Origin of the sequence: Fructilactobacillus fructivorans, assembly GCF_001434095.1 — a bacterium.
GTDB classification, from domain to species: Bacteria; Bacillota; Bacilli; order Lactobacillales; family Lactobacillaceae; genus Fructilactobacillus; species Fructilactobacillus fructivorans.
The window spans coordinates 104067-127151 of sequence record NZ_AZDS01000001.1 but is presented as its reverse complement, the minus strand read 5'-3'; the positions used below and the strand labels follow the sequence as shown (position 1 = coordinate 127151).

Below are 23085 nucleotides of genomic sequence, written 5' to 3'. Positions count from 1 at the left end.
CCTCACTTCTGGACCATGAAATATGATAAAAAGGAACTTAACAGGTCAGGTGAAAATTTATCTGGTAATTCTTCTAATGAATGCTGACTTGCTTGCACAGTTTCTTTTAACTTTTGTTTAGCACCTTTCATTCCCAATAAGTTTACATACGTATTTTTATCAACATCATCTTGATTTTCATCATCTGGTGCATCTTTAATATCATCAAAGATTTGAAAAGCCAATCCAAAATTCCAAGCAAAACTTGATAAGGCCTTTTTACTCTGCTCATCAGCATCGGCAATAATGGCTCCTGCCATGACACAATAATGAAAAAGCTCGCCAGTTTTTTGCTTATGTAAATGTATCAATTCGTCAAGACTTAACTGCTTTTTGTCAGAACTTAGATCAACAGTTTGACCAGCAACCATTCCATCAGGACCGGCGGCATGTGCCAACAGACGAACTAATTCAATTTTTTTGGTATCCGATAAACTAGTGTTTGTTAACCATCCAAATGCCAAGGTTAATAGTCCATCACCCGCCAGAGTTGCAATTCCCGCACCAAATTCTTTATGATTTGATAACTTTCCGCGCCGATAATCATCATTATCCATTGCGGGAAGATCATCATGAATCAGAGAATAAGTGTGAATTAATTCAACGGCAGAACTAGCTCGGACCATTGCTTCATCAATGGGATGATTCAGGGTTTGGAGAGTAGCTAACGTTAATAAGGGACGTAGTCGCTTTCCACCCGCCATCAGCGAATATTCCATCGCTTTTACAATTAATTTGACTGAGCTAGCTTTTTGAATGTTGTTCTCTAGAACCCGATCAACTTGTGGAATATACTCCTGTTTGAACTCTGTCAGAACTTGTTTATTGGCCATCATCACTGTCACCATTTTGCTGATCGCGATCAAATGGAACTTCATTGTCACTATCATCCATCATTTTGGTAAGGGTCTTTTGGGCATTCGACAGGGTCTTTTGCATTTCATTACTTAACTCAACCCCATCTTTGAATTCAGACAAAGCCTTCTCAAGGGGTACATCGCCCTGTTCAAGCTGATTAACGATTTCTTCTAACTTACTCATATTTTCTTCAAACGTTGGTTTTTTATCTGCCATTATTTGTTATCTCCTTTAGATTCAGTTCGGTCAACAGTTGCTTTGGCACTCCCATCGCTAAATCGAACATCAATCTGCTCATTTTTCTTCAAATCCCTAATTGACTTAACCATTCGGCCGCCACTATCTGTCACCATACTGTATCCTGAACTCATTAAGCGCAACGGACTCAAATGATCAAGTGCAGATGCATTTGAACTTAATTGATTTCGCTTTCCATCTACAATTCCTTGGACTGATTTTTTGATGGAAGCAAGATAATAATTAACTTGATTCTGCATCCCACTAATTTTATGGACGGGTGAACTTAACTTTAATTGTTCTGACTCTCCCTGAAGTTGATTATGATAATAATTGATCAAATCTTTCATACTAGTACTGAGTTTTGTATTTAAAGTATCCAATTGTTGGACATATGACTCATACAACCGTTCTGGCTGATTAAAAACATAGGAATTCATGACCCGATCGTATTCGGATCGCGACCGTGCCAAAAGATTATCCATTGCATTATAAATTCGAGTTTGTTTCGTCTTTAAATCTAAAAGCACATCGCTAAGTACGGGAACAGCTAATTCTGCCGCTGCAGTCGGAGTGGCAGCGCGTTGATCAGACACTAAATCAGCAATAGTAGTATCAGTTTCGTGTCCTACAGAAGAAATAACAGGAACTTCACTATCATAGATTGCTCGTGCAACTATTTCTTCATTAAATGGCCACAAATCTTCAATTGATCCACCACCACGTCCGATAATTAAAGTATCAAATCCACCAATTTCATTAACTCGTCTAATTTGATGGGCAATCTCCGATGCAGCATTTTCTCCCTGAACCGCAGCTGGAAACAAAACAATTTGGGCGATTGAAAACCGTCTTCTAACGGTGGTAATAATGTCCTTGATAACGGCCCCACTTTGCGATGTCACTACTGCAATCTTTTTCGGATACATTGTCAGTGACTTTTTATGAATTCCCTCAAACAGTCCTTCTTTAGCTAACTTGTTCTTTAATTGTTCATAAGCTTCGTAAAGTTGGCCCACACCGTCCGGTTCCATATGATCAATATAAAATTGATACATCCCGGTTTTTTCATAAACAGAGACATGTCCAGTTACTAGAACTTTCATTCCCTCTTCAGGCATAAACTTGATCTTAGAAAACGCTGATTTGAACATCGTAACGTTAATCTTAGAATTATCATCTTTCAAACTAAAGTATTGGTGTGTCGGACGTAAACGAAAGTTCGAGATTTCACCCGTAAGATAAACTCTTCCTAAGTATGGATCAACGTCGAATTTCTTTTTTATATACTGCGTCAATGCTGATACAGTTAGATATTTACTTGCCAATCTTTTTACTCCATTCACACATATCAACCGTTTGCTGCATCAAAGTAGCAATTGTCATTGGACCAACTCCACCCGGAACAGGTGTAATGAATTCAATGTTGTCACTCTTGGCTTTGTAAGCTACATCACCAGCTAGTTTACCGTTTTCATCCATATTTTGACCAACATCAATTACCACCGCACCTGGTTTAAAATCATCATCATTTAAGATGGCGTACTTTCCAACGGCCGATATAACGATATCCGCATGTTTAGTGTACTTTGAAATATCATCAGTATGACTGTGGACATCAATGACCGTTGCATCAGCATTTAACATCAATGCCAACATGGGCTTTCCAACAATTGAACTTCTTCCAACCACCACAACGTTTTTGCCGTCCAAATTAATTTTATATTTAGCAAGCAAAGTCATAATTCCCTTGGGAGTACATGCAACGGGATAATGGCCCTTTAAATTAAGAAATAATTTTCCAACGTTCACCGGATGAAAACCATCCACATCCTTTTTAGGATCAATAGTTGCAATAATCTGTTCTTCGTCAATATGATCGGGAAGAGGTGATTGAACTAAAATTCCGTTAATGCGGTCATCATGATTAAGGTCTTTTACGATTTGAACTAATTCAGATTGGGTAACAGACTCCGGCAATGCCCGTTTTATTGAAAAGATTCCGAGTTCTTTGGCCTTCTTCTCCTTACTACGCACGTATCGCTGACTGGCTGGATCATCTCCGACAATTACTACCGCTAACCCGGGAGTTACGTCCTGTTTTTTCAAACATATAACTCGTTTTTTTGTTTCTAAATTAAGGTCATTAGCGACCCTTTTTCCATTAATTAACTGAACCACGAAAACATCTCCCGCTACGTTATTATTAGTACAATTCTAGCATATTATTTTTAATCTAGCTAAACGTAAAAAAATAAGAATCCCACTCGAATTCTTATTTTTCAATTACGCTGTCTAATACTCCATTAATAAAGTTTCTGGATTTATCATCACAGAACTTTTTAGCTAATTCCAAAGCTTCATTAATGGCAACTTTATTCGGCGTTGCTTCTACATATTTAATTTCAAATAACGCAATTCTTAGAATAATTAAGTCAGCCTTACTTATTCGATCAATGGACCACTTATTAGCCAAGTGATCAGTAATAATGGCATCAAGCTCCGTTTTATGATCTCTTACTCCGTTGACGAGCTCTAAATAATACTTAGGAGCGGTCACATCTTCTTTTACCAGATAATCAAAAAACTCACTTGGTTCCACCGAGTCATTACTTTCCATTGCAAACAAAGTTTGAAAAGCTAACTCCCTAATTTGATGTCGACTTATTTTCACTTTTTATCCTCATTATCGAATAACTTATCAGTATCAACTTTACCAGTACTCTTTGGAGGAATCATCCCTTCAACGTGAACATTAACGGCACCGATTCGAAGGTCAGTCATAAACAACAACTGTTGTTTTACTTGACTCTGAATCTCTAATGCTACCTTAGGGACCGAAACGCCATAATTAAGATAGACAAAAATATCAACATTTAGTTTTCCATTAGCGATCGCTAGTTTGACACCTTTACCACGTTCTTTTCTTCCAAATAATTCATTTACACTAGAAGAAAAGCTACCACGCATACGATTGACACCTTCAACTTGCACAGCTGCAATTCCAGCGACTACTTCAATCACACGCGGTGCAATTTTAATTGATCCTAGGTCCGATTTCTTATTATCGAGTGTAATGAAACTTTCATCTGCTGCCATAATATAACCCCCCAATTGGTATAATAATCAGAATCGACTAATTATTATGCCCGAGAAATGTAAGTACCATCGTCAGTATTGATAACTAACTTGTCACCTTTGTTAACGAAGAATGGAACTTGAAGGGTCAAACCTGTAGTCATAGTAGCTGGCTTTGATCCACCAGAAGCAGTATCACCCTTAATTCCAGGCTCAGTATCAGATACTTCAAGTGTAACCGTCTTAGGGACTTCGACTCCAAGTGTTTCTCCACCATACTGGATTACCTGGACTTCCATGTTTTCTTGCAAGTAGTTCATTTCTTCTTTAACTTGTTCTCTTGGAATTGTTAATTGCTCATAATTATCCATATCCATAAAGACCAAACCGCTACCATCATCGTAAAGATACTGCATCTTTTTAGTCTCAATGTTGGCTTTTTCAACCTTAGCGCTGGCTCTGAAAGTCTTTTCTTGAACCGCTCCGGTCCTTAAGTTCTTTAACTTAGTCCGAACAAACGCTCCACCCTTACCAGGCTTTACGTGTTGAAAACTAACGATTTTCCAGATGTTATTGTCAGCTTGAATGGTCATACCATTTTTTACTTTTACAATTGAAATTGACATTTTCATGCCTCCCACATATTTATATTCCTATCATATCAATATCGATCATGTAAAAGCAAGTTACGATACTGATAAAAAAAGAGACCCCCCCACGTTTCCGCTAGGTCTCTTTTGATTTACTTAGTTGCTACTTCTGCTTCAGGGTAAACAGAAACTTGACGTTTGTCACGGCCTAAACGTTCGAAACGAACAATTCCATCAACTAAAGCGAATAATGTGTCATCTCCACCACGCTTAACGTTTTTGCCTGGGTAGATATGAGTTCCACGTTGACGGTATAAAATTGTACCAGTCGTTACTGATGAACCATCAGCGGCTTTTGTACCTAAACGACGTCCAGCAGAGTCACGACCGTTAGATGATGAACCACCAGTTTTATGGTGAGAGAAGAATTGTAGATTCATTTTTAACATGTGTTTACACCTCCAAATTAAAAGGATTATTATTTTACTTCAACATAATTCGAATATTGTTTTGAAATATCCTTAAGACCATTCATAAAGCTTTTAAGTAAAGTCTGGACCTTAACATCATCCCAGTGCTCATCAGGAATCTTAACCTGGAGATAACCTCCATTCTTTTCATCCTGTTTAACAAAGGGATCAACATCACAAACAGTAATTAAACCGTTCACAGAAGAAATAGCCAACGCTGACACAGCAGCACAAACAATGTCATGTCCGTACTCCCCAGAATCAGCATGCCCGGTTACTTTAAATCCAGTAATTAGATTATGATTTAAATCAAACTTAGCTTTAATCATGAGAATTAAGCATTAATTTTGTTGATAGTAACTTTAGTGTAAGGTTGTCTATGACCCTTCTTTGATTGAGCGCCTTTCTTAGGCTTATATCTAAAGATACGGATCTTCTTGCCCTTACCTTGCTTATCAACTTTTCCTTCGACTGAAGCACCATCAACTAATGGTGAACCAACCTTAGGAGTCTTACCACCAACAAAGACAACATCATCAAAAGTAACTTTATCGCCTTCATTAGCATCAAGCTTTTCAACAAAAATGGCTTCGCCTTCGGCAACTTTGTATTGCTTACCACCGGTTTCAATAATTGCGTACATGTAGTGCACCTCCCTATAATTTGCTTAGACTCGCCAGTATTAAGTGCCTAATGGACTTAAAGACTCATACTGAGCGGTTGTAGCTGTGGAAGTCCACAATTACAACATCATAAGTATATAAAAATTACTGGTATAAGTCAAATTAAAAAGGCACATCTCCTAAAAGATGTACCCTTTTAAATATGTCGCAGGAGCGATTCGAACGCTCGACCTACGGTTTAGAAGACCGTTGCTCTATCCAGCTGAGCTACTGCGACATAAACTCAAACAACAAGAATAATTATATTGAATATTAAACTATAAGTCAATGGTTTTTAATATATTACTAGATTTAGTGGTTATCTAAGACCGTGTTCAAGTCATTTTGAATCATTTCATCAAACTTGTCTGTGATTTCTTCTGCCTGAAAGCCTAGATCAACAATTCCAAACTTCAAAAACAAGGTCCAAGCGTGTTTATACCCAATTTTACTCTTTTCGTAATAACTTTTGAGCAGCATATTTAGCATTGACAAATACAACGAATTTAAATCATCAGTTTTCTTCATTGCAGACAGTTTATTTAACGTTTGTTCATCTACATCAATAATGTCAGTCCAGCTTTGTAAATTAGCGATTAACAGAAAGTCCCGAAGTGTCTTGACATAATTCTCTAATTGGTAGTCTCGATTGCCACTGGGAACGGTAATATCCGTCTTTAACATCCCTGAACTTTTAGCCAGTTCACTCATGTGAATATTAAGTGAAACGTAAGAACTTGAAACATGGGTTCCTGGTTTCCAAATTTTCTGATCTTTGGCATCTAACTGTCGGTATAAGTTAACCGTGTCCGATACCATTTTACTGATATTCATATTTACTTCCTCCATTCTTTAATTTGCCGTTCAATTTGTTGAATTTCATCTGGATGTTGAACTAAATCATACCAACTGACGCTCATCTTGTTTCTAAACCACGTTAGTTGCCTCTTAGCGTAATGTCGTGAGTCTTTCTTGATCTCGCTTCTAACTTGATCAAGATCCTCTCTACCGTCAAAATAAGGGATAAATTCGCGATATCCAATTCCCTTACTAGCAGGAATTTTACGCCCACCATTTTTAAAAAGCCACTCATTTTCTTCAATTAGACCATTTTGCATCATCAGATCAACTCGATTATTAATCCGCTGATATAGAACCTTTCGATCGGTGTTTAATCCAATCACTAAATCATCATATTGTTTCCCAGAATTAACCTGATGTGAAATTGGTTTCCCCGTACTTTCATATACTTCAAGGGCTCGAATAATCCTCCGAGTATTTTCAACGGGAATTTTTGCCGCCGAAACGGGATCAATTTGATTCAATGTTTCCCACATTTTCTTTGGCCCACTCACTTTTAATTCATCATTTAGTCGAGTACGAATATCAGGATCTTCCTTACTTCCTAAACTCAAACCATTTAACAACGAACTAACATAGAAGCCTGTTCCACCAACAATAATGGGTAAATGCCCACGACTTATGATTTCAGTAATTAATTTTTGGGCTGCTTCAGTAAAATCTGCGACTGAGTACTGCTCATTAACGTCAATAATATTAATTAAATGATGTGGGATTCCCTCTTGTTCAGGTTCGGCTACCTTAGCGGTGCCCACATCTAAATGTCGATAAACCTGCATCGAGTCACCCGAAATAACCTCACCATTGAATCGCTTGGCAATCTTAATTGATAAGTTCGTTTTCCCAACTGCCGTTGGACCAACAATTGCTAATAATTTTTCCATAAATTCACCTAATTTAATGATGTTCTATACTGGATATATTAGCGCAAATAAAGCATAATAGACAAGTAGATAATAAAAAGGAGGCAATGACTATGAGTAAATTTACACAAGGATTTACTACCGGAGTTGCGGCATGTGTTGGAATTGCTGCAGGAGTTTGGCTTTCATTTAAGAAGACAGTGGTTCAACCAATCGAAGAACAAGAATCTAAGATTGATGAAAACCGCAAGAAGGCAAACCGAAAGAGTCATTCAGCTCATTTAAGTTAATAATATTCAGCAAAAAAGAGAACTCAACTGAGTTCTCTTTTTTTATTTAACCTTTTTTAATCTTGCCATCCCATCTTTGATATCCTTCATCAAGGATTGAGATGTCTTTAAAACCCTTTTTATGAAGAAGCTTAGCAGCCTTCATGCTCAAAGTTTTATTTTGATCATACAAATAAACTGGTAGATCTGGTCTCAGTTCTTGATAAAAACTTCGAAAAGTTGAATATGGCATGTTCCTTGCACCTAAAATATGTCCATCGTTAAAAGCCTTACTTTCACGTAAGTCAATAACTTGAGATTTGCGAATCCCTTTTTGAAATTCGTCTTCATTCAAAAACTTACAATAACGTTTGGCCATTAAAATAGTAAATTCATGATACAACCACCAAATTAACAAAACCACTCCCAGAGTGATCAAAAAATAAAGAACTGAAACTATCACGCTACTCAATTAAAATCTCTCCAATACTTTTATCTAAATTGTAATGCTAATGAAGCTGCTCCAATCACACCAGCATCATTCCCCAATTGGGCTAATTTAATTTTAGTTGAATCACGAATTGATGGGAAGGCGTTTTCTTGGAAATATCGAGTGGTTGGTTGAAGCAAAGTGTTACCTGCATTCGAAACTCCACCACCAATAATAATACTTGCGGGATTAAGAGTGTTTCCAATGTCAGATAAAGCAAGACCAAGGTAGAAACAAATTCGGTTAACTACTTGGTTTGCCAAAATGTCACCATTGTCTGCTAAGTAGAAAATCATCTTAGAAGTAATCTTTTCATCAGTATTTTCTAGGTCTTTTAGACGCGAATGTCCATTAAATTCTTTTGACATGTCTTTTGCGACATGAACAATTCCAGTTGCTGAAGCATACTGTTCCAAACAACCTTTCTTTCCACAAGTACAGAGATAACCATTTGGTTGAACAGCAATATGACCAACTTCACCGGCACCACCGTTAACACCGTGGAGCAGTTTACCGTTGGCAATCACTCCACCACCAACTCCAGTTCCTAAAGTAACGAAGACAACATCGTCTTCAGTGCTACCTGCACCTCTCCAATATTCTCCTAAGGAAGCCACATTGGCATCATTATCTAATTGAAACGGTAACCCAACCCCATTTTGAATTAATTCTCTAACTGGTTGTTCATCCTTCCAGTTAAGGTTGAAAGCTTCTGAAACCGTACCCTTCTCACGATTTACCGTTCCAGGTGTTCCCATTCCAATTCCAACAAAGTCATTAATGGTTTTATCAGAATCTTCGATGTGTTTGTTGATTGACTTGACAATATTTTCAACGATGTGAGCACCTTTGTCACTAGTATCGGTAAGCACTCTCCACTTATCAAGAACCTCACCATTTTCGTCCAAAAAAGCCATTTTGGTGGTCGTACCACCTAAGTCAATTCCAATCAAATTCTTTGCCATTCTATAGACCTCCCGTCTCATTTTTAGATTTTAAGTTTTTCTCTTCAATTCTGTGTTCACGTGTTAATACCAGTTTTGCGGATGTAAACTCTCGATCACTAACTACATGAGCATCATGGAGATGGTCAAGTTCCAGAGCCATCACCTCAATATCCCAAAGTCGTTTCCCGACATATACATATATTCCAAATTTTTTTAACAGTTGTTGAACATCATATAAAGTTGTCATTTTTAATCATCATCCTAAATTAACTATGTATAACGTGTCAACGAACAGAACCTAAATAGTACATTATTATTATACCAATAATTAAAGCGGTTGCATAAGATAATCGCATAATTTTATTTAAATTGATATTTTGTCTTAATCCTACAACAAAACTAACCAAGTAACCACCAATGAATCCACCGATGTGACCATAAATGTCAATCCCAGGAGTAAAAATATCAAACACCAAGTTAATTACCACAAAGAGAACGAACGTCTTCGCTGTACTTCTCACAAAATCATTACCACGATACTGAAATGCAATCATCAAAAAAGCACCAAATAATCCAAAGATAGCAGTACTAGATCCAGCTGAAATTCCATTTCCGAGGGCAAAACTCATCAGATTGCCACAAATTCCAGAAACCATAAAGATGATGAAATACCTTAAGTGCCCAACAATTGGCTCAATCAATTTTCCCAAATAATATAATGTAATTCCATTGATTAGAATGTGTTGAAAGCCAATGTGAACAAAGATTGGGGTAATTAACCGCCACCATTGTCCATCCCGAACCAGTTGATTCGACTGAGCACCAAATTTCAATAAATTAAATACGTTTTCTGATCCGCCATTCATGGTCATCAATAAATAAATCACAACCATGACAAATAATAACAGATATGTGACCCACGGATAATTATTAATCCTTCTAATCTTTTGTCTTATCATGCTCATCCTCTATAAATAATTTGATCTAATTTAACGTCAAAATTCTCTGGCTCCCAATCTAAAGCAGAGATAATTTGTTCCTCTTGAGCTAACGCTACTTTATATCCCTTAAAATGTGATAAGTATCGATCATAAAAACCAGCCCCATAACCAATTCTCTGCTTGCTTTGAGGGTTAAATGCCACTCCTGGAACAATCATTAAATCAATTTTATCCGATTTAACCACTGAACCAGCAACTGGTTCCCAAATTCCAAATCTAGTTTGCTGGAAAACCAAATTATGATCCATTTTAACAAATTCCATCTGATGATTTGGTAAGGTTCTGGGGACAACAACCCGTTTGCCTTCACCTAAAGCCTTGAAAATAATGGGAGCCGTGGGAATTTCATTTGTCGTATTCATGGTAGTAGCTACTATTTCAGCGTGATTCCATTCTGAAAGATGAAAAAGTTCTACATACAGATCAAAAAACTTTTGATCTGATTGTGTAGCACCTTCCATTTTATTTAATATTTGCTTTCTAACTTTATCCTTATTCAATTTTAGCACCCATTAATTTTATAATAAAAAAGATCTTGGGCAATAACCCAAAATCTTATTTTGTTTCGCGATGTAAAGTAACTTTTCTTTCACGTGGGCAATACTTTTCTAATTCTAAGCGATCGGGATTGTTACGACGACTCTTAGTTGATAAGTAATTGCGTTCGTGGCATTCAGTACATTCCAAAGTGATATGAACACGCATGTCAAATACCTCCAAACATATTCGTTTTTTTAACTAACTCAACAATCATAATCTTAACATCTTTAAACTTAGATATCCAGTCCTTTTAACATAATGTTAAGTATTTCCCCTTAACAGCAACTAAGGCTTGTTCTGAACATCCGACCAGTATGCTTGATAAATTTGTTTAGCTAAATTCAAGTTATTATTTTCAGCATTAACAGGGAGATTTGGAATTGCAAGGGCAACCACCACTTGAGGATCCTTTGAAGGTGCATATGATGCCAAACTTAAAGTAACCGTTGGCTTACCTTCATAAAAGGTCTGAGCAGTACCAGTTTTCGCAGAAACCTCTGGAGAGATACTGGATAGATCTCCACCAGTCTTGTATTTATTGGTACCATGAACAACCTGGTATAGTCCTTGCGTAACAACGTTTCGCTCTGCTGGAGTCATTGGAATTTCATTTAGCACCGTTGGCATTGTGGTATTTTGAACGGCTCCAAGTTGGCCATTCTTCGTGTTAGTTGATCTTACGTTTTGAACAACATGGGGTTTCATCCGATACCCACCATTAGCAATCGTTGACATATATTGAGCTAACTGAATCGTAGTGTATGAATCATAGTTACCAAACGATTCATCAAGTGCTTTACCAATGTTAGCAAAGGTTGATGGTCCTTGAATTCCGGCAGTTTCACCAGGTAAATCAATTCCGGTTTTAACTCCCAATCCAAATTGATTGAAGTAATTTCTTTCAGTGTTAAAGACGTTAGGACTCATGTTTAACGAGCCCCCGGCCTTATACTTAAAGCCGCCTTCCTTCATAGCAAGCTGCATCATGTATGAGTTCGATGAAACTTCCAGTGCTCCTTGAGCATTAACGGACATGTTAGCTTCCCCATTCTTATTAAACCACGAACTCTTTTTAGATCCACCAATATCAATTGGCATATCTTCCATCATACTACTATTTGGGGTAATAACTTTATCCATCAATGCTCCAGATACCATAGCACCCTTTACGACGGATCCCATTACGATAGCACTGTTAATCGTTCCTAATTCGTTTGGCGTGATTTTCCCAGTCTTAGGATCACGATTTACTCCAGCCATTCCAATAACGGCACCATTCTTGGGATTCATGACGACCGCATAAGCTCCGGTTGAATTACCAACTCCTCCTGATTCAGAACCCTTTACTAGATCTTGGAGTTTATTCTGAAATTTGGAATTAATGGAAAGTTGAAGGTTTTGGCCACGCTGGCCAGGATACTTCTTAACCTCCTTAACAATCTTATTATCACCACCAACTTTTACTTCAGTCTGTGATTTTGATCCTCTCAAAACTGGCTCATATTGTTGTTCCAAATTACTTTGACCAACGGAATCATTTCTCGAATATCCTTCAGCTAATAATTCATTAACCCGATCAGATGGTAATCCTGTTTTACTAGAAGACACGTTTCCAACAATGCTTTGGATTTCATTACCAGATGGATAATCACGCGACCAACTCGTTCCAACTTGAACTCCGGGCATTTCAGCAGCGTGTTCACCTACTTCAGCAATTTCCTTGTTACTTACCCCATCGGTTTTAATATTGGTGGTCGATAATTGATAAGCCCCACTCATTTCAGTAAAAATAGCAGCGGCGTTCTTCATTTGAGGGGTAACCTTAATAAGCTTGCCATCCTGAATCATATCTAAGGCTTTATCGTAAGCAGCTTGAGGTGCCAATTTTTCACCGTTAGGAACGACCTTCGTTGCTTTGGCTAAATTAGTTTTATCAGCTAAGTAATATTCACCAATTTGTTTCTTAGTAAGTGTCTTGGTTGGAATGGTAATGTAACTACCAAGCTTATTGGCATTATTATAAATCTCCTGTGGCATGACACTTAAGCCCTTAGTGTAAGTGATAGCTCGATGAGTTTTGTTTCCAACTAAAACCTTCCCCGTTGAATCATAGATCATTCCACGAGGAACGTTTCCGTATTTCACTGAATTATCACTTTGATTAACATCTGACTTATATACTGACCCCTGAAAAATTTGCATGTATGCTAAACGAAATACCAAAACCGCAAACAATATTCCCACAATAGCAAAAATAAAATTTAATCTAAACGGGATCTTGGAATTACCGTTTCGACGGCTTGAACCACGGCTTCTTCTCCTAAATAACCGATCAAAAAAGTTTTTCACAACGCTAACGCTCCTTAACTAACATTAATAACTCGAATTCATTATTTATGACGCTTTTCTTAATTCATGTATGATAACCTATTTACTAGAAAAACAATCAAGCTAATTCCATTATAATTCACCAGTTTGATAAATTAATGAGGTAATCAAATGCTTAACCAAAAAATAAAAAAAATTTTGTCTAAGAATTTGTCATTAATTCTAGGCTTTTTGATACCACTAGTCATTATGGCATTATATGCAGTATATCGCAATATGGCTCCCTTCGGCAATAACACGATTTTAACGGTTGACTTAGGCCAACAATACATTGATTTTTTTGCTTACTTTAGAAGAGCAATTTTACAACATCCATCATCTATTTTTTACTCTTTTTCGAATGGTTTAGGAAATGAAATGATTGGAACATGGGCATACTATTTAATGAGTCCTTTAAATCTCATTCTGCTTTTCTTCAGTAATGACAATTTATCAATCGGAGTCTTATTTCTTCTTTTAATCAAAATTGGCCTATCTGGCTTCACTTTCAGCGTTCTCATAAAGAAGCTCAAGCTTACTAAATCATGGTTAATTTCATCATCGTTTGCAACCGCATACGCTTTAAATGGTTGGATGGTAGCTAACAACTTAAACATCATTTGGTTAGACGCCATGATTTTGCTTCCTTTAATTGTATTAGGGCTTTCTCAACTTTTAAAAAATAAGCATTCGGCACTGTTCATCATTTCTTACACTGCCATGTTAATCATCAACTGCTACATGGCTTATATGATCACCATCTTTATCATCTTATTAACAATTTATTATTTAGCTGTTAATGCCAAGAGCATCAAAGAAGCTGCCACTAAACTACTACGACTTCTTATCAACGGAATCATTTCCGTTGGACTAGCTGCTTTCATCCTATTCCCTGTCTTTTACTCTTTGCTTAATTCAAAGGGACAAGGATTTTCGTCTAAATTAAATTTCAAGTTTGAATACCCCATTCTAGACATTGTCACCAAGTTAACTCCTGGATCATTTAACTTTGATCAAATGCCGAATGGACTACCAAACATTTTTGTTTCTTCAATGATCCTAATGTTGTTTTTATTGTTTTTTATTAATCGAACCTTTTCTAAAAGGCTTCGATTCGCCACTTTCATAATGACAATTTTTCTCATTTTGTCAGCTTGTTTTGAACCACTTAATCTATTCTGGCACGCCTTTCAATTTCCAATATGGTATCCATACCGCTTTTCATTTGTAATTTGCTTCTGGTTAATTATGGTTGCCTTAACAAGTTTAAATCACATTCGATCCATCAACCTCACACAAAAGGGCCTTTGGATCATGATAATAATCTTACTAGCAATGATTGGATACACTTGCCTTAGAATTCCCAAATATAACTATTTAAAGTGGTACACAGTGACAATTGAAGGATTAATGATATTAGCTTCACTAATTGTCTTAATAACTCCATTCCGCAAAGAAAAATGGTTTAATGCTGGCATTTTTTTGTTGGTCATTTTTGGTATTGCCGCTAATCTCTTCCTATCACTAGACAACATTTCATATCTAAGTAACGTTGAATACCGAGGTTACGTGACAAAACTAAACCAAGTAACCACGAATCTTCATGCCAAATCTTCTAACCAGCTTTTTCGTATCAATAAAGATTTTTCCCGCACTAAAAATGATCCGTTTAACTTTGGCTTCAACGGTGCGTCTCTATTTTCTTCCGTTATGAATCCCCAAATGTCGAACTTGATCGGTAATCTTGGTCAACCAAATGGAGATGGAGTCATTGAATATTCTAGTGGAACCATGGTTTCGGACGCTTTATTATCCATGAATTATCATATTGCTCGCCCATTGACTGCATCCGTTGACGTTCCTGGAATTCGCGAGTTCCCTGAAAGATATGATCAGGCCGCTTATAAATATCAAAACAATGTCGCGGGATTCTCATTATATAAAAACCAGTACGCCCTGCCAATGCTATTTAGTGCTAGTAAGCAGGCAATTACGAGCCAGGCTACTAGTGCCGATCCAATCCAATATCAGTCAGAGTTGTGGTCCAATCTAACCGGTAACCAAAGTGTTAGGAGGAACCTTTTTTCAAACCGCAACTTTGACAACGTGAAATATAACAATGTAACTAAGCATAACCAATTAACTGGTACGATTTTTAATAAAGTTAACCCACTCAAGCCGGCATCATTAGAACTCGAATTTAAACCACAGACTAATGACTCCTACTATTTGACCCTTGGCACTGAAATGCAAAATAGCAAGTGTGATTTATTCGTAAATGGTAATCAATTATCACTTAGTCCCGAATCAAATTCCATCAAGGTGATAAACATTGCCAACCAATCAAAGGACAAAGTTGTTGACGTTAAAATCCAATTCAAGAAATCATCGTTGTGGCTTCAGAATTTTACTCTCTACCAATTAAATAATTCTCTTTTTAAGCAGACTGACCGTCAACTCCAAGCAGGATCGATCAAGGTTACTAGTCCTAATTCAAGAAGGGTTAATGCCATTATCGATACCAACAATTCAAAGTCCGTTGTGGCTTCAAGTATCCCTTATTCAAAGGGATGGCACGCTAAAGTTAACGGAAAAAATCATCCTCTTACCAAATGGGATAATTACTTTATTGCCATAAAAACTGGTAAGGGCAAGCAAAACATTCAGCTTTCATATTGGCCACCATTTTTAAACCTTGGAATCTTGGTAAGTGTGCTAACGTTACTTATATTACTTGTCCAAACCAGATTCAAAAAATTACGTAAATAAATAAGACAATCGTCTTAACTGACGATTGTCTTATTTAAATTGCACAATTATTTAACTGATAAAATTTTAACGTGCATAACGCCCGCGGGAATATCAATATCAACATTCTCTCCTACTTTGTGTCCAAGTAAAGCTTGGGCAATCGGAGAATCATTTGAAATTTTTCCACTCATTGGATCTGCTTCAGCGGCTCCAACAATTTTAAACGTTTCAGGATCTTCATCGGGCAATTCTTTAAACTGAATTTCTTTTCCGACCGTAACTTCATCTTCATCGGTTTCTTCTTTATCAACAACCTGAGCATATTGGAGCATGTGTTCAACCGTCGCAATTCGACTTTCTAACATGCTTTGCTCATTCTTTGCTGATTCGTATTCAGAATTCTCAGATAAATCACCATAACTTCTAGCAACTTTAATTCGATCAACAATTTTAGGACGTTGATTAACTTTCAAATCCTTTAATTCAGTTTCAAGCTTTTCCTTACCCTCTTGCGTCATTGGATACATTTCATCTTCAGCCATTCTTACACCTCACTAATTTATTCAAAATTAAAATACCATTTAAATCAAGATTTAGCAACTTAACTAGATTGTCGTATCAATTGCATTACTAATTGGATCATCACCAATGTCATTTAAAATCGACTGAATTTTAGTAACAAGTAAGTCAATTGCCACTTGATTTTTTCCACCTTCAGGGATAATTATATCAGCATACCGTTTCGTCGGCTCAACAAATTGAAGGTGCATTGGACGAACCGTTGCCAAGTACTGCTGAATTACTGAATCAAGCGATCGTCCCCGTTCACTTGTATCCCTTTGAATTCTTCTGATTACCCGAATGTCGGCATCGGTATCAACGTACACTTTAATGTCCATCAAATCACGTAATCTTTTATCATCAAGAATCAAAATGCCCTCAACAATGATGACATCCCGCGGTTCCTGAGTAATCGTCTTGCTACTCCGCGTGAACTTAGAGTAGTCATAAACTGGTTTTTCAATTGATTCATAATTTAAAAGTTGCTTTAATTGTTTAACCATCAAATCGGTATCAAAAGCCAGTGGATGATCATAATTAACTTGTCTTCTCTCATCCATCGTCATATTAGCTTGATCCTTGTAGTAAGAATCTTGTTGCAAAATTGCAATGGAATGCCCTAACAAACGGTGCAAAATTGCACGGCTAACCGTCGTTTTCCCACTACTAGAACCACCAGTGACGCCAATAATAACTGGTCTTTCTTTCTTTTTCACCATGTCTCTCCTCCACTACCGATTAATGTGAGTTTTAATGTTATTTTGTTGTTCTTTCAAGCTTTTAGCGTAATAAATCTTTTTGGTCTTGTTATCGGCCAAGAAATACAAGTATCCCTTGTCCATATCCGTTGGATACAAAACCGCATGAACTGAACTTACTGAAGGACTATCAAACGGACCAGGTCCAAATCCCTGGTTAATATAAAGATTATATTTAGAATTAACCGTCAGGTCACGTTTAGAAAGGATCTTAGTATTCTTATGAAGTGCATATAAAACAGCTACATCTGATTGGAGTGGCATTTTCTTCTCAATTCGATTTCTAAGTACCCCAGCCATCTTATTGCGATCATCCTGGCTAACGCCTTCCCGTTCAATCAATGAAGCTAAAGTCAGGGTTTGTTGTACCGTTAACTTTTGATCTTTCATTCGTTGATAATATGGTTGATACATTGCGTTACTCTTAGCAAGCATCAAACTCACCAACATCTTTAACGATGAATGCTTTGGAACCGGGTAAGTTGCCGGATACAGATACCCCTCAAAAAAGTAGCGAGTGTCTTTCGCATTTTTAGCTGAACTTAACAGCTCAGGATAATTTTGTACCATGGCATCAAAGAACTTACGGTCCTTCATAAGGGACAGGAACTCATCTTTAGAGAAATCGGTATTCTTAGCAATGATATCCGCAATTTGATCAATGTTATCACCCTCAGGAATGATTAGTTTACTATCGGTACTTTGAATTGGTTCAGAACTTCCACCCTTTTGGAGATTCTGCGCAATGTTATCCAAAGACATCGAAGGCTTCAATTGATAGTATCCGGACTTAAAATTAGTAATATTGTGAGACTTAACGTAGTAATTAAACACCATTCCACTTTTAACCACTTTCGATTTTTGTAAGATCGCACCAATTTTTTTGGTAGATGATCCTCTGGGAATGTCGACTTGGGTCACTTGCTGATCATGGGGATCAAGTGGTTGAAGGGATGTTTTGAAGTAATGATGACCAATTAACACAATTGCAATGACTAAAATCACAATAATTACAATCACTGAATAAATAATTTTCTTGCCAAATGAACTGGTCTTGGCTTTCAAAATGACACCCTTTAAACGTTTCTTTTTGTCATCCATTACAAATCCGCCTTTATCTAATCTCAGCGTTTAACTCGTTAGTTAAGCGCTTTTGAATTTTATCTACTGCTTTATCAACAGTCTCATCTTTTAAGGTGGCGTTGGGATCTTCAAATGTCAAAGAATATGCAATTGATTTTTTACCTTCAGGGACATTACTACCTTGGTATACATCAAACACGGTAGCGTCTTGTAAGTATGCGCCGCCTCTTCTAGTAATTAATTTATTAATCTCAGCATTCGTAACGTTCTCATCAACTAACATGGCAATATCACGGTGAATTGCTGGGTATTGACCAACCTTTTGATATTGTTGGCCCGATTTTGGTGCCGTATATAAATAATCAAGATCCAGTTCAAAAACATAGGTTTCTTTAATCTTAAATTGCTTAGCAACTTTAGGATGAACCTCACCAATAAATCCAATAAGATGATCATCTAGTTTAATCAGAGCGGTTCTACCAGGATGCATATCGGCCATTTTGTCCGTAGAAACATAAGTGATATGTCCCTTTAAAGAAAGGCTTGCCAAATACTTCTCCAGAATTCCCTTAATTTGATAAAAATCAACTGGCTTGGCCTTTTGGTCCCAACTATTAGAAACGAGCGAGCCAGAAATGGCACCAGCAATATGTTCCACTTCATCAGGTCGAACCTGATCTTCATCTTGTTTGTAAAAGACCCGTCCTTGCTCATAAAGTGGTACGTTCAAAACATTTCGTGCCTGATTATAAGCCACATCATCCAATAAACCTGAAATCAAATTCATTCTTAAAATAGCATGATCTTCAGTCATGGGCCATTGTAATGGGGTTTCTGAACTAGCTCTTAACATAAACATTTTTGCTTTTTCTTGGGTAGTTAATGAATAAGACATTGCGTGAGTTAGTCCAAGTCCTTCAAGTGTTTCCCTTGATTTCCTGATCATTTCTTGTTTGGGGGTTAATCCGCCTTCAGTTGTCTGAGTAATTGGTAATGTAGACGGAATGTTGTCATATCCATATATTCGAGCTACCTCTTCAACTAGATCAGCATCAATTTTAAGATCCCAGCATCTAGTTGGAACCGTGACAGTCAAATTATCACCGGATTCTTCTACACCAAATCCTAAACGTTTAAAGATTGAAACAATTTCTTTAACACTAAGGTTCGTGCCAAGGACATGGTTAATATAAGAAGACGAAATTGAAATGACACGTGGTTGAACTTCTTCATTACTACCATTAACAACACCCTGTTCTGACTCACCGTTGGCCAAGTCTTCTGCCATCCCAGCGGCATACTCAAGGGCTGCTTCAACGTTTCCATGGTCAACTCCACGTTCAAAACGCTGCGAGGCATCCGTGTGTAGAAGCTGTTTTTGGGCCATTTTTCGTGTCTTAACGGGATCAAAGACACCCGCTTCAAAAACAATATTCTTAGTCCCAGACGTTACTTCCGTATCCTTACCACCCATTAACCCAGCGAGTGCGATTGGTTTATCATCCGCAATTACAACATCAGTACTGGTTAACTTTCGATCATTTCCGTCCAAGGTAGTAATTACTTCACCATCTTTAGCATTTCTGACTTCAAGATCCTTTGACTTCAACTTATCCAAATCATAGGCATGCATTGGTTGACCAACTTTAACCATGATGAAGTTAGTAATATCAACAACGTTATTAATCGGCTTAATACCAGAATTCCATAACTTAATCTGAAGCCACAATGGACTTGGCTTCACATCCACATTCTCGACAACCTTCAGCTTATAAATTGGAGCTAAATTAGGATCTGCTTTTGCCGAAATAAGTTCGTCAGTGTCATGAGTCCCAGTGGGTGCACTAGCATGCTCAATGAAATTAACTTTTTCATCAAAAACGGCGCCCAAATCATATGCCGTACCACGAACACTCAACATGTCACCACGATTAGGCGTAACGTCTAGGTCAATTAGTGATTCGTTCATTCCTAGATAGTTATAAACTTCATCGCCAACTCTAGCGTTATCTGGCAAGAAATAAATGCCATCCTTCCATTCATCAGGAACGAGTGATTTATCAAAGCCAATCTCATCAAGCGCACATAGCATTCCATTTGATTCAACACCACGCATTTTAGACTTCTTGATTTTAACATTATCCGCAATTCGGGCACCTGACAAGGCAACAATGACTTTTTTACCGATCTCAACGTTTGGAGCACCACAAACAATTTGAATGGGTTCATCTTCACCAACATCGACTTGTGTAATATGAAGATGATCGGCATCTGGATGATCTTTAATGGATAAAATTTGACCAACCACGATTTTTTTAAGTCCGTCACTCCGTTTAAAAACCGAATCAACCTCAACGGACGTTTTCTCAATTTTATTAGCTAGTTCTTCGGGAGAAAGCTTAATTTGAACATAATCTTTCAACCATTCATAAGATATCAGCAAATTTATTTCCTCCTTTAATCAAACTGTGACAAAAATCTTAAATCATTAAGGTAGAAGTCACGAATATCATCAACACCGTATTTCAACATGGCAAAACGATCTGGTCCAACTCCGAATGCAAAACCACCGTATACATTACTATCGACTCCCGCCATTTTTAAGACGTTCGGATGTACCATGCCGGCTCCAAGAACTTCGATCCAACCAGTGCCTTTGCATACGTCACATCCCTTACCGTTACAATTAAAGCAGGTAATGTCTGCCTCAACTGATGGTTCCGTAAAGGGAAAATAACTAGGTCTCAGTCGAACCTGAAATTTATCACCAAAAAGCTTATGAGTCATTACTTCAAGAGTTCCCTTAAGGTCAGCCATCGTGATGTGTTTATCGATCACAATTCCCTCTACTTGATGAAACTGATGCGAATGAGTCGGATCATCAGTATCGCGTCTATAAACAACCCCTGGCGAAACCATTTTTAATGGCCCTTTAGTAAAATCATGTTTTTGAAGAGCACGAGCCTGCATTGGTGATGTATGAGTTCTCATAAGAATGTCTTTAGTAATATAAAAAGTATCCTGCATATCCCTAGCCGGATGGTTTTTAGGCAAGTTCATCATTTCAAAATTATAAACTTCCTCTTCAACTTCAGGACCAGAAAGAACTTGGTATCCCATTCCGATAAAAATATCATCAATCTCATCGATGATCTGTTGAATAACATGAGGATGTCCCTTTGGAACTGAATCACCTGGAAGAGTTACATCAATTTTTTCATCCTTTAATTTTTGATTTAAGGCTGCCTGATCTAACTCTACCCTTTTAGAATCAATTGTTTTTGCGAGTTCATCTCTTAATTTATTTGCCAAACTACCAATCTTAGGTCTTTCTTCAACTGGCAATTCAGAAATTCCATGTAGTGCCTTAGTAATTGATCCTTTTTTCCCTAGTAAGTTGACCTTTAAATCATTTAAAGTTTTTCCATCTTGAGCTGCTTTAATGTTTTGTAAGCCATTTGTTTTAATTTGTTCCAAGTCTTCTTTTAAAGCCATGACAACCTCCGTTTCCATAAAAAAAGCTTCGTCCCCCCAATCAAAGGGACGAAGCATCGCGTTACCACCCAAATTCACACTAAAGTGTGCACTTATAGATGATGAATAACGACATCAACCGAACATTTTTAATATTCAATGCTAACATCAAAAAGCGAATTCAATCGTAACGTTCAATCTCAGCTAATTTGAACTCTCTGTATAAAACGATCTACTACTTCTTTTATCATTGTATTTATTTAAATATTATAGCAATTTAGCAACATGGTCAAGCTTTATCAGGGTCGCACCACTTGTCTGACCAACCATGAACTTCCTTCATAATAGGCCGTAATTCTTCTCCCTTAGTGGTTAATTGATAATGAGCAACTCCTGAGTTACTACCAGCTTGCTTTTCAACAATTCCTTCACGAGCTAACTCCTTTAAACGTTCAGTTAAAACACGATCACTGCACCCTTCAACCTTGTTAGCCAATTCACGAAAGCGAAGTGGTCCCGCCAACAAAAATGATTCGATAATTAAACCATTCCACTTCTTTCCTAGAATTTGAAAAGCGACCTGAAACTTAGGACATAAATGAATTATTTCTTTATCAGTAAAATTCATCTTCACATCCTCCTAACTTATCTTTTTAACAAACCTCTGACCTTTTTCTTCATTGGTGAAAAGAACTCATCAACAGCAGAATAATCATCAACCAAGGAAACAATCACACTTTCCATGTATTTTGGTCTTGCAAGGGTTAATCCCCACATATGTTTTAAGATAATATCTTGTTCTTTAGGTGTGATGTCAGTAATTTTCTTGGCATTTCTAAGTGCCACTCGGGGATGAATGTAAGCATGAGTTCCTAAATCAAATTTGGTTGTCCGCCAATCATAATAAAAGAGATCATGTAACAAACCACCACGGGCAGCTGCCCGATAATCCAAATTCATTTTTTTAGCAATTTTATAACTCTCGTACGATACCGCAATTGAATGCTTTAGCCTGGTCGAGTGGTGATGTTGGGTATAATCACCCAATTTTTGAATCTGAGGACTTTCTAATAAATCAGAAATAATTGAAACATACTCAGGGTCATTTTTCCATGATTCAGTTTCCATTTTACATTACTCCAATCTGTCTCTACATTAATTCTACATAATTAGACAAGTCATGTTC

General features: G+C 37.2%; 28 protein-coding genes, 1 tRNA gene and 2 other annotated features. Of the genes, 2 read left to right on the top strand and 27 right to left on the bottom strand.

Annotated elements, in window-relative coordinates:
* Window positions 1–2: 2 nt before the first annotated feature.
* From FC73_RS00740 to miaA, 13 genes are all read right to left on the bottom strand, one after another.
* The gene (locus FC73_RS00740) at window positions 3–875 is read right to left on the bottom strand and encodes a polyprenyl synthetase family protein (protein WP_225416835.1); all 873 of its coding nucleotides are present in this window, start codon (window positions 873–875) and stop codon (window positions 3–5) included.
* Window positions 862–1113: an exodeoxyribonuclease VII small subunit gene (locus tag FC73_RS00735; RefSeq protein WP_010021530.1), complete on the bottom strand. Its 252-nt coding sequence runs from the start codon at window positions 1111–1113 to the stop codon at window positions 862–864. Before FC73_RS00735 ends, FC73_RS00740 begins: the two co-directional genes overlap by 14 nt.
* Window positions 1113–2462: an exodeoxyribonuclease VII large subunit gene (gene xseA / locus FC73_RS00730; protein ID WP_010021531.1), complete on the bottom strand. Its 1350-nt coding sequence runs from the start codon at window positions 2460–2462 to the stop codon at window positions 1113–1115. Before xseA ends, FC73_RS00735 begins: the two co-directional genes overlap by 1 nt.
* Window positions 2452–3315 (bottom strand): bifunctional 5,10-methylenetetrahydrofolate dehydrogenase/5,10-methenyltetrahydrofolate cyclohydrolase, encoded by an 864-nt coding sequence (locus tag FC73_RS00725; protein WP_010021533.1) that lies wholly within the window; start codon window positions 3313–3315, stop codon window positions 2452–2454. The genes xseA and FC73_RS00725 overlap by 11 nt, the downstream gene beginning before the upstream one ends.
* Before the next feature lie 94 nt (window positions 3316–3409).
* Window positions 3410–3808 (bottom strand): transcription antitermination factor NusB, encoded by a 399-nt coding sequence (gene nusB / locus FC73_RS00720; RefSeq protein WP_010021535.1) that lies wholly within the window; start codon window positions 3806–3808, stop codon window positions 3410–3412.
* Entirely contained in the window at window positions 3805–4233 is a 429-nt protein-coding gene (locus FC73_RS00715) for an Asp23/Gls24 family envelope stress response protein (protein ID WP_010021536.1), read from the bottom strand. Before FC73_RS00715 ends, nusB begins: the two co-directional genes overlap by 4 nt.
* A gap of 44 nt (window positions 4234–4277) precedes the next feature.
* Window positions 4278–4838, bottom strand: coding sequence for an elongation factor P (gene efp, locus FC73_RS00710; RefSeq protein ID WP_010021537.1), 561 nt, complete (start codon window positions 4836–4838; stop codon window positions 4278–4280).
* Between the two features lie 116 nt (window positions 4839–4954).
* Complete coding sequence (gene rpmA, locus FC73_RS00705; RefSeq protein WP_010021538.1) at window positions 4955–5251, bottom strand: 50S ribosomal protein L27; 297 nt, start codon at window positions 5249–5251, stop codon at window positions 4955–4957.
* A 29-nt stretch (window positions 5252–5280) separates the two neighbouring features.
* Window positions 5281–5601 (bottom strand): ribosomal-processing cysteine protease Prp, encoded by a 321-nt coding sequence (locus FC73_RS00700; RefSeq protein ID WP_010021540.1) that lies wholly within the window; start codon window positions 5599–5601, stop codon window positions 5281–5283.
* Window positions 5602–5606: 5 nt separating this feature from the next.
* Window positions 5607–5915, bottom strand: a complete 309-nt coding sequence (gene rplU / locus FC73_RS00695) for a 50S ribosomal protein L21 (protein WP_010021542.1) — start codon at window positions 5913–5915, stop codon at window positions 5607–5609.
* A 16-nt stretch (window positions 5916–5931) separates the two neighbouring features.
* Window positions 5932–6004 (bottom strand) — a sequence feature (ribosomal protein L21 leader region).
* Between the two features lie 94 nt (window positions 6005–6098).
* Window positions 6099–6172, bottom strand: a tRNA-Arg gene (locus tag FC73_RS00690).
* Window positions 6173–6246: 74 nt separating this feature from the next.
* Window positions 6247–6768, bottom strand: coding sequence for a hypothetical protein (locus FC73_RS00685; protein ID WP_010021543.1), 522 nt, complete (start codon window positions 6766–6768; stop codon window positions 6247–6249).
* A gap of 2 nt (window positions 6769–6770) precedes the next feature.
* Entirely contained in the window at window positions 6771–7679 is a 909-nt protein-coding gene (gene miaA, locus FC73_RS00680) for a tRNA (adenosine(37)-N6)-dimethylallyltransferase MiaA (protein WP_010021544.1), read from the bottom strand.
* A 92-nt stretch (window positions 7680–7771) separates the two neighbouring features.
* Here miaA and FC73_RS06875 point away from each other — a divergent pair, with 92 nt between their 5' ends.
* On the top strand, window positions 7772–7948 hold the full coding sequence (locus FC73_RS06875) for a DUF3042 family protein (protein WP_010021546.1): 177 nt from the start codon (window positions 7772–7774) through the stop codon (window positions 7946–7948).
* Window positions 7949–7994: 46 nt separating this feature from the next.
* Here the strand turns inward: FC73_RS06875 and FC73_RS00675 are convergent, their stop codons facing one another.
* The 7 genes from FC73_RS00675 to FC73_RS00650 all read right to left on the bottom strand — a co-directional run bounded on the left by FC73_RS00675 (window position 7995) and on the right by FC73_RS00650 (window position 13254).
* Window positions 7995–8399 carry a rhodanese-like domain-containing protein gene (locus FC73_RS00675; protein ID WP_052236581.1) on the bottom strand — a complete coding sequence of 135 codons (405 nt, stop codon included), beginning with the start codon at window positions 8397–8399 and terminating at the stop codon, window positions 7995–7997.
* A gap of 20 nt (window positions 8400–8419) precedes the next feature.
* Window positions 8420–9382, bottom strand: a complete 963-nt coding sequence (locus FC73_RS00670) for an ROK family glucokinase (RefSeq protein ID WP_010021548.1) — start codon at window positions 9380–9382, stop codon at window positions 8420–8422.
* A gap of 1 nt (window position 9383) precedes the next feature.
* Window positions 9384–9611 (bottom strand): YqgQ family protein, encoded by a 228-nt coding sequence (locus FC73_RS00665; RefSeq protein WP_010021549.1) that lies wholly within the window; start codon window positions 9609–9611, stop codon window positions 9384–9386.
* A 37-nt stretch (window positions 9612–9648) separates the two neighbouring features.
* Entirely contained in the window at window positions 9649–10323 is a 675-nt protein-coding gene (locus FC73_RS00660) for a rhomboid family intramembrane serine protease (RefSeq protein WP_010021550.1), read from the bottom strand.
* A 2-nt stretch (window positions 10324–10325) separates the two neighbouring features.
* Window positions 10326–10865, bottom strand: coding sequence for a 5-formyltetrahydrofolate cyclo-ligase (locus tag FC73_RS00655; RefSeq protein ID WP_056936274.1), 540 nt, complete (start codon window positions 10863–10865; stop codon window positions 10326–10328).
* 55 nt (window positions 10866–10920) lie between these two features.
* Window positions 10921–11070 (bottom strand): 50S ribosomal protein L33, encoded by a 150-nt coding sequence (gene rpmG / locus FC73_RS06870; protein ID WP_081454141.1) that lies wholly within the window; start codon window positions 11068–11070, stop codon window positions 10921–10923.
* Between the two features lie 120 nt (window positions 11071–11190).
* The gene (locus FC73_RS00650; protein WP_010021555.1) at window positions 11191–13254 is read right to left on the bottom strand and encodes a peptidoglycan D,D-transpeptidase FtsI family protein; all 2064 of its coding nucleotides are present in this window, start codon (window positions 13252–13254) and stop codon (window positions 11191–11193) included.
* A 150-nt stretch (window positions 13255–13404) separates the two neighbouring features.
* Between FC73_RS00650 and FC73_RS00645 the strand changes: the two genes are divergently transcribed.
* Window positions 13405–16041 (top strand): YfhO family protein, encoded by a 2637-nt coding sequence (locus tag FC73_RS00645; RefSeq protein ID WP_056936273.1) that lies wholly within the window; start codon window positions 13405–13407, stop codon window positions 16039–16041.
* 47 nt (window positions 16042–16088) lie between these two features.
* Here the strand turns inward: FC73_RS00645 and greA are convergent, their stop codons facing one another.
* The 7 genes from greA to FC73_RS00610 all read right to left on the bottom strand — a co-directional run bounded on the left by greA (window position 16089) and on the right by FC73_RS00610 (window position 23027).
* Window positions 16089–16565 carry a transcription elongation factor GreA gene (gene greA, locus FC73_RS00640; RefSeq protein ID WP_010021557.1) on the bottom strand — a complete coding sequence of 159 codons (477 nt, stop codon included), beginning with the start codon at window positions 16563–16565 and terminating at the stop codon, window positions 16089–16091.
* A 63-nt stretch (window positions 16566–16628) separates the two neighbouring features.
* Window positions 16629–17303, bottom strand: a complete 675-nt coding sequence (gene udk / locus FC73_RS00635; RefSeq protein WP_010021558.1) for a uridine kinase — start codon at window positions 17301–17303, stop codon at window positions 16629–16631.
* A 12-nt stretch (window positions 17304–17315) separates the two neighbouring features.
* Complete coding sequence (gene mltG, locus FC73_RS00630) at window positions 17316–18443, bottom strand: endolytic transglycosylase MltG (protein ID WP_010021560.1); 1128 nt, start codon at window positions 18441–18443, stop codon at window positions 17316–17318.
* Between the two features lie 13 nt (window positions 18444–18456).
* Window positions 18457–20868 (bottom strand): phenylalanine--tRNA ligase subunit beta, encoded by a 2412-nt coding sequence (gene pheT / locus FC73_RS00625; RefSeq protein ID WP_010021562.1) that lies wholly within the window; start codon window positions 20866–20868, stop codon window positions 18457–18459.
* A 14-nt stretch (window positions 20869–20882) separates the two neighbouring features.
* Window positions 20883–21920, bottom strand: coding sequence for a phenylalanine--tRNA ligase subunit alpha (gene pheS / locus FC73_RS00620; RefSeq protein WP_010021563.1), 1038 nt, complete (start codon window positions 21918–21920; stop codon window positions 20883–20885).
* Between the two features lie 41 nt (window positions 21921–21961).
* Window positions 21962–22159 (bottom strand) — a binding site (T-box leader).
* Window positions 22160–22188: 29 nt separating this feature from the next.
* Window positions 22189–22527 (bottom strand): winged helix-turn-helix transcriptional regulator, encoded by a 339-nt coding sequence (locus FC73_RS00615; RefSeq protein ID WP_010021564.1) that lies wholly within the window; start codon window positions 22525–22527, stop codon window positions 22189–22191.
* A 17-nt stretch (window positions 22528–22544) separates the two neighbouring features.
* A complete protein-coding gene (locus tag FC73_RS00610) occupies window positions 22545–23027 on the bottom strand; it encodes an HDIG domain-containing metalloprotein (protein WP_010021565.1) in 483 nt (160 codons plus the stop codon).
* Window positions 23028–23085 lie beyond the last annotated feature (58 nt).

What these genes read in the sequence shown, in the direction of transcription:
- FC73_RS06875 (WP_010021546.1), top strand. Translation starts at nt 7,772, where the DNA reads ATGAGTAAATTTACACAAGGATTTACTACCGGAGTTGCGGCATGTGTT.
- rpmG (WP_081454141.1), bottom strand. Translation starts at nt 11,070, where the DNA reads ATGCGTGTTCATATCACTTTGGAATGTACTGAATGCCACGAACGCAAT.
- rpmA (WP_010021538.1), bottom strand. Translation starts at nt 5,251, where the DNA reads ATGTTAAAAATGAATCTACAATTCTTCTCTCACCATAAAACTGGTGGT.
- FC73_RS00715 (WP_010021536.1), bottom strand. Translation starts at nt 4,233, where the DNA reads ATGGCAGCAGATGAAAGTTTCATTACACTCGATAATAAGAAATCGGAC.
- rplU (WP_010021542.1), bottom strand. Translation starts at nt 5,915, where the DNA reads ATGTACGCAATTATTGAAACCGGTGGTAAGCAATACAAAGTTGCCGAA.
- FC73_RS00735 (WP_010021530.1), bottom strand. Translation starts at nt 1,113, where the DNA reads ATGGCAGATAAAAAACCAACGTTTGAAGAAAATATGAGTAAGTTAGAA.
- greA (WP_010021557.1), bottom strand. Translation starts at nt 16,565, where the DNA reads ATGGCTGAAGATGAAATGTATCCAATGACGCAAGAGGGTAAGGAAAAG.
- pheS (WP_010021563.1), bottom strand. Translation starts at nt 21,920, where the DNA reads ATGGCTTTAAAAGAAGACTTGGAACAAATTAAAACAAATGGCTTACAA.
- FC73_RS00670 (WP_010021548.1), bottom strand. Translation starts at nt 9,382, where the DNA reads ATGGCAAAGAATTTGATTGGAATTGACTTAGGTGGTACGACCACCAAA.
- FC73_RS00740 (WP_225416835.1), bottom strand. Translation starts at nt 875, where the DNA reads ATGATGGCCAATAAACAAGTTCTGACAGAGTTCAAACAGGAGTATATT.
- FC73_RS00700 (WP_010021540.1), bottom strand. Translation starts at nt 5,601, where the DNA reads ATGATTAAAGCTAAGTTTGATTTAAATCATAATCTAATTACTGGATTT.
- FC73_RS00615 (WP_010021564.1), bottom strand. Translation starts at nt 22,527, where the DNA reads ATGAATTTTACTGATAAAGAAATAATTCATTTATGTCCTAAGTTTCAG.
- FC73_RS00660 (WP_010021550.1), bottom strand. Translation starts at nt 10,323, where the DNA reads ATGATAAGACAAAAGATTAGAAGGATTAATAATTATCCGTGGGTCACA.
- udk (WP_010021558.1), bottom strand. Translation starts at nt 17,303, where the DNA reads ATGGTGAAAAAGAAAGAAAGACCAGTTATTATTGGCGTCACTGGTGGT.
- FC73_RS00610 (WP_010021565.1), bottom strand. Translation starts at nt 23,027, where the DNA reads ATGGAAACTGAATCATGGAAAAATGACCCTGAGTATGTTTCAATTATT.
- efp (WP_010021537.1), bottom strand. Translation starts at nt 4,838, where the DNA reads ATGTCAATTTCAATTGTAAAAGTAAAAAATGGTATGACCATTCAAGCT.
- miaA (WP_010021544.1), bottom strand. Translation starts at nt 7,679, where the DNA reads ATGGAAAAATTATTAGCAATTGTTGGTCCAACGGCAGTTGGGAAAACG.
- mltG (WP_010021560.1), bottom strand. Translation starts at nt 18,443, where the DNA reads ATGGATGACAAAAAGAAACGTTTAAAGGGTGTCATTTTGAAAGCCAAG.
- FC73_RS00645 (WP_056936273.1), top strand. Translation starts at nt 13,405, where the DNA reads ATGCTTAACCAAAAAATAAAAAAAATTTTGTCTAAGAATTTGTCATTA.
- FC73_RS00685 (WP_010021543.1), bottom strand. Translation starts at nt 6,768, where the DNA reads ATGAATATCAGTAAAATGGTATCGGACACGGTTAACTTATACCGACAG.
- FC73_RS00665 (WP_010021549.1), bottom strand. Translation starts at nt 9,611, where the DNA reads ATGACAACTTTATATGATGTTCAACAACTGTTAAAAAAATTTGGAATA.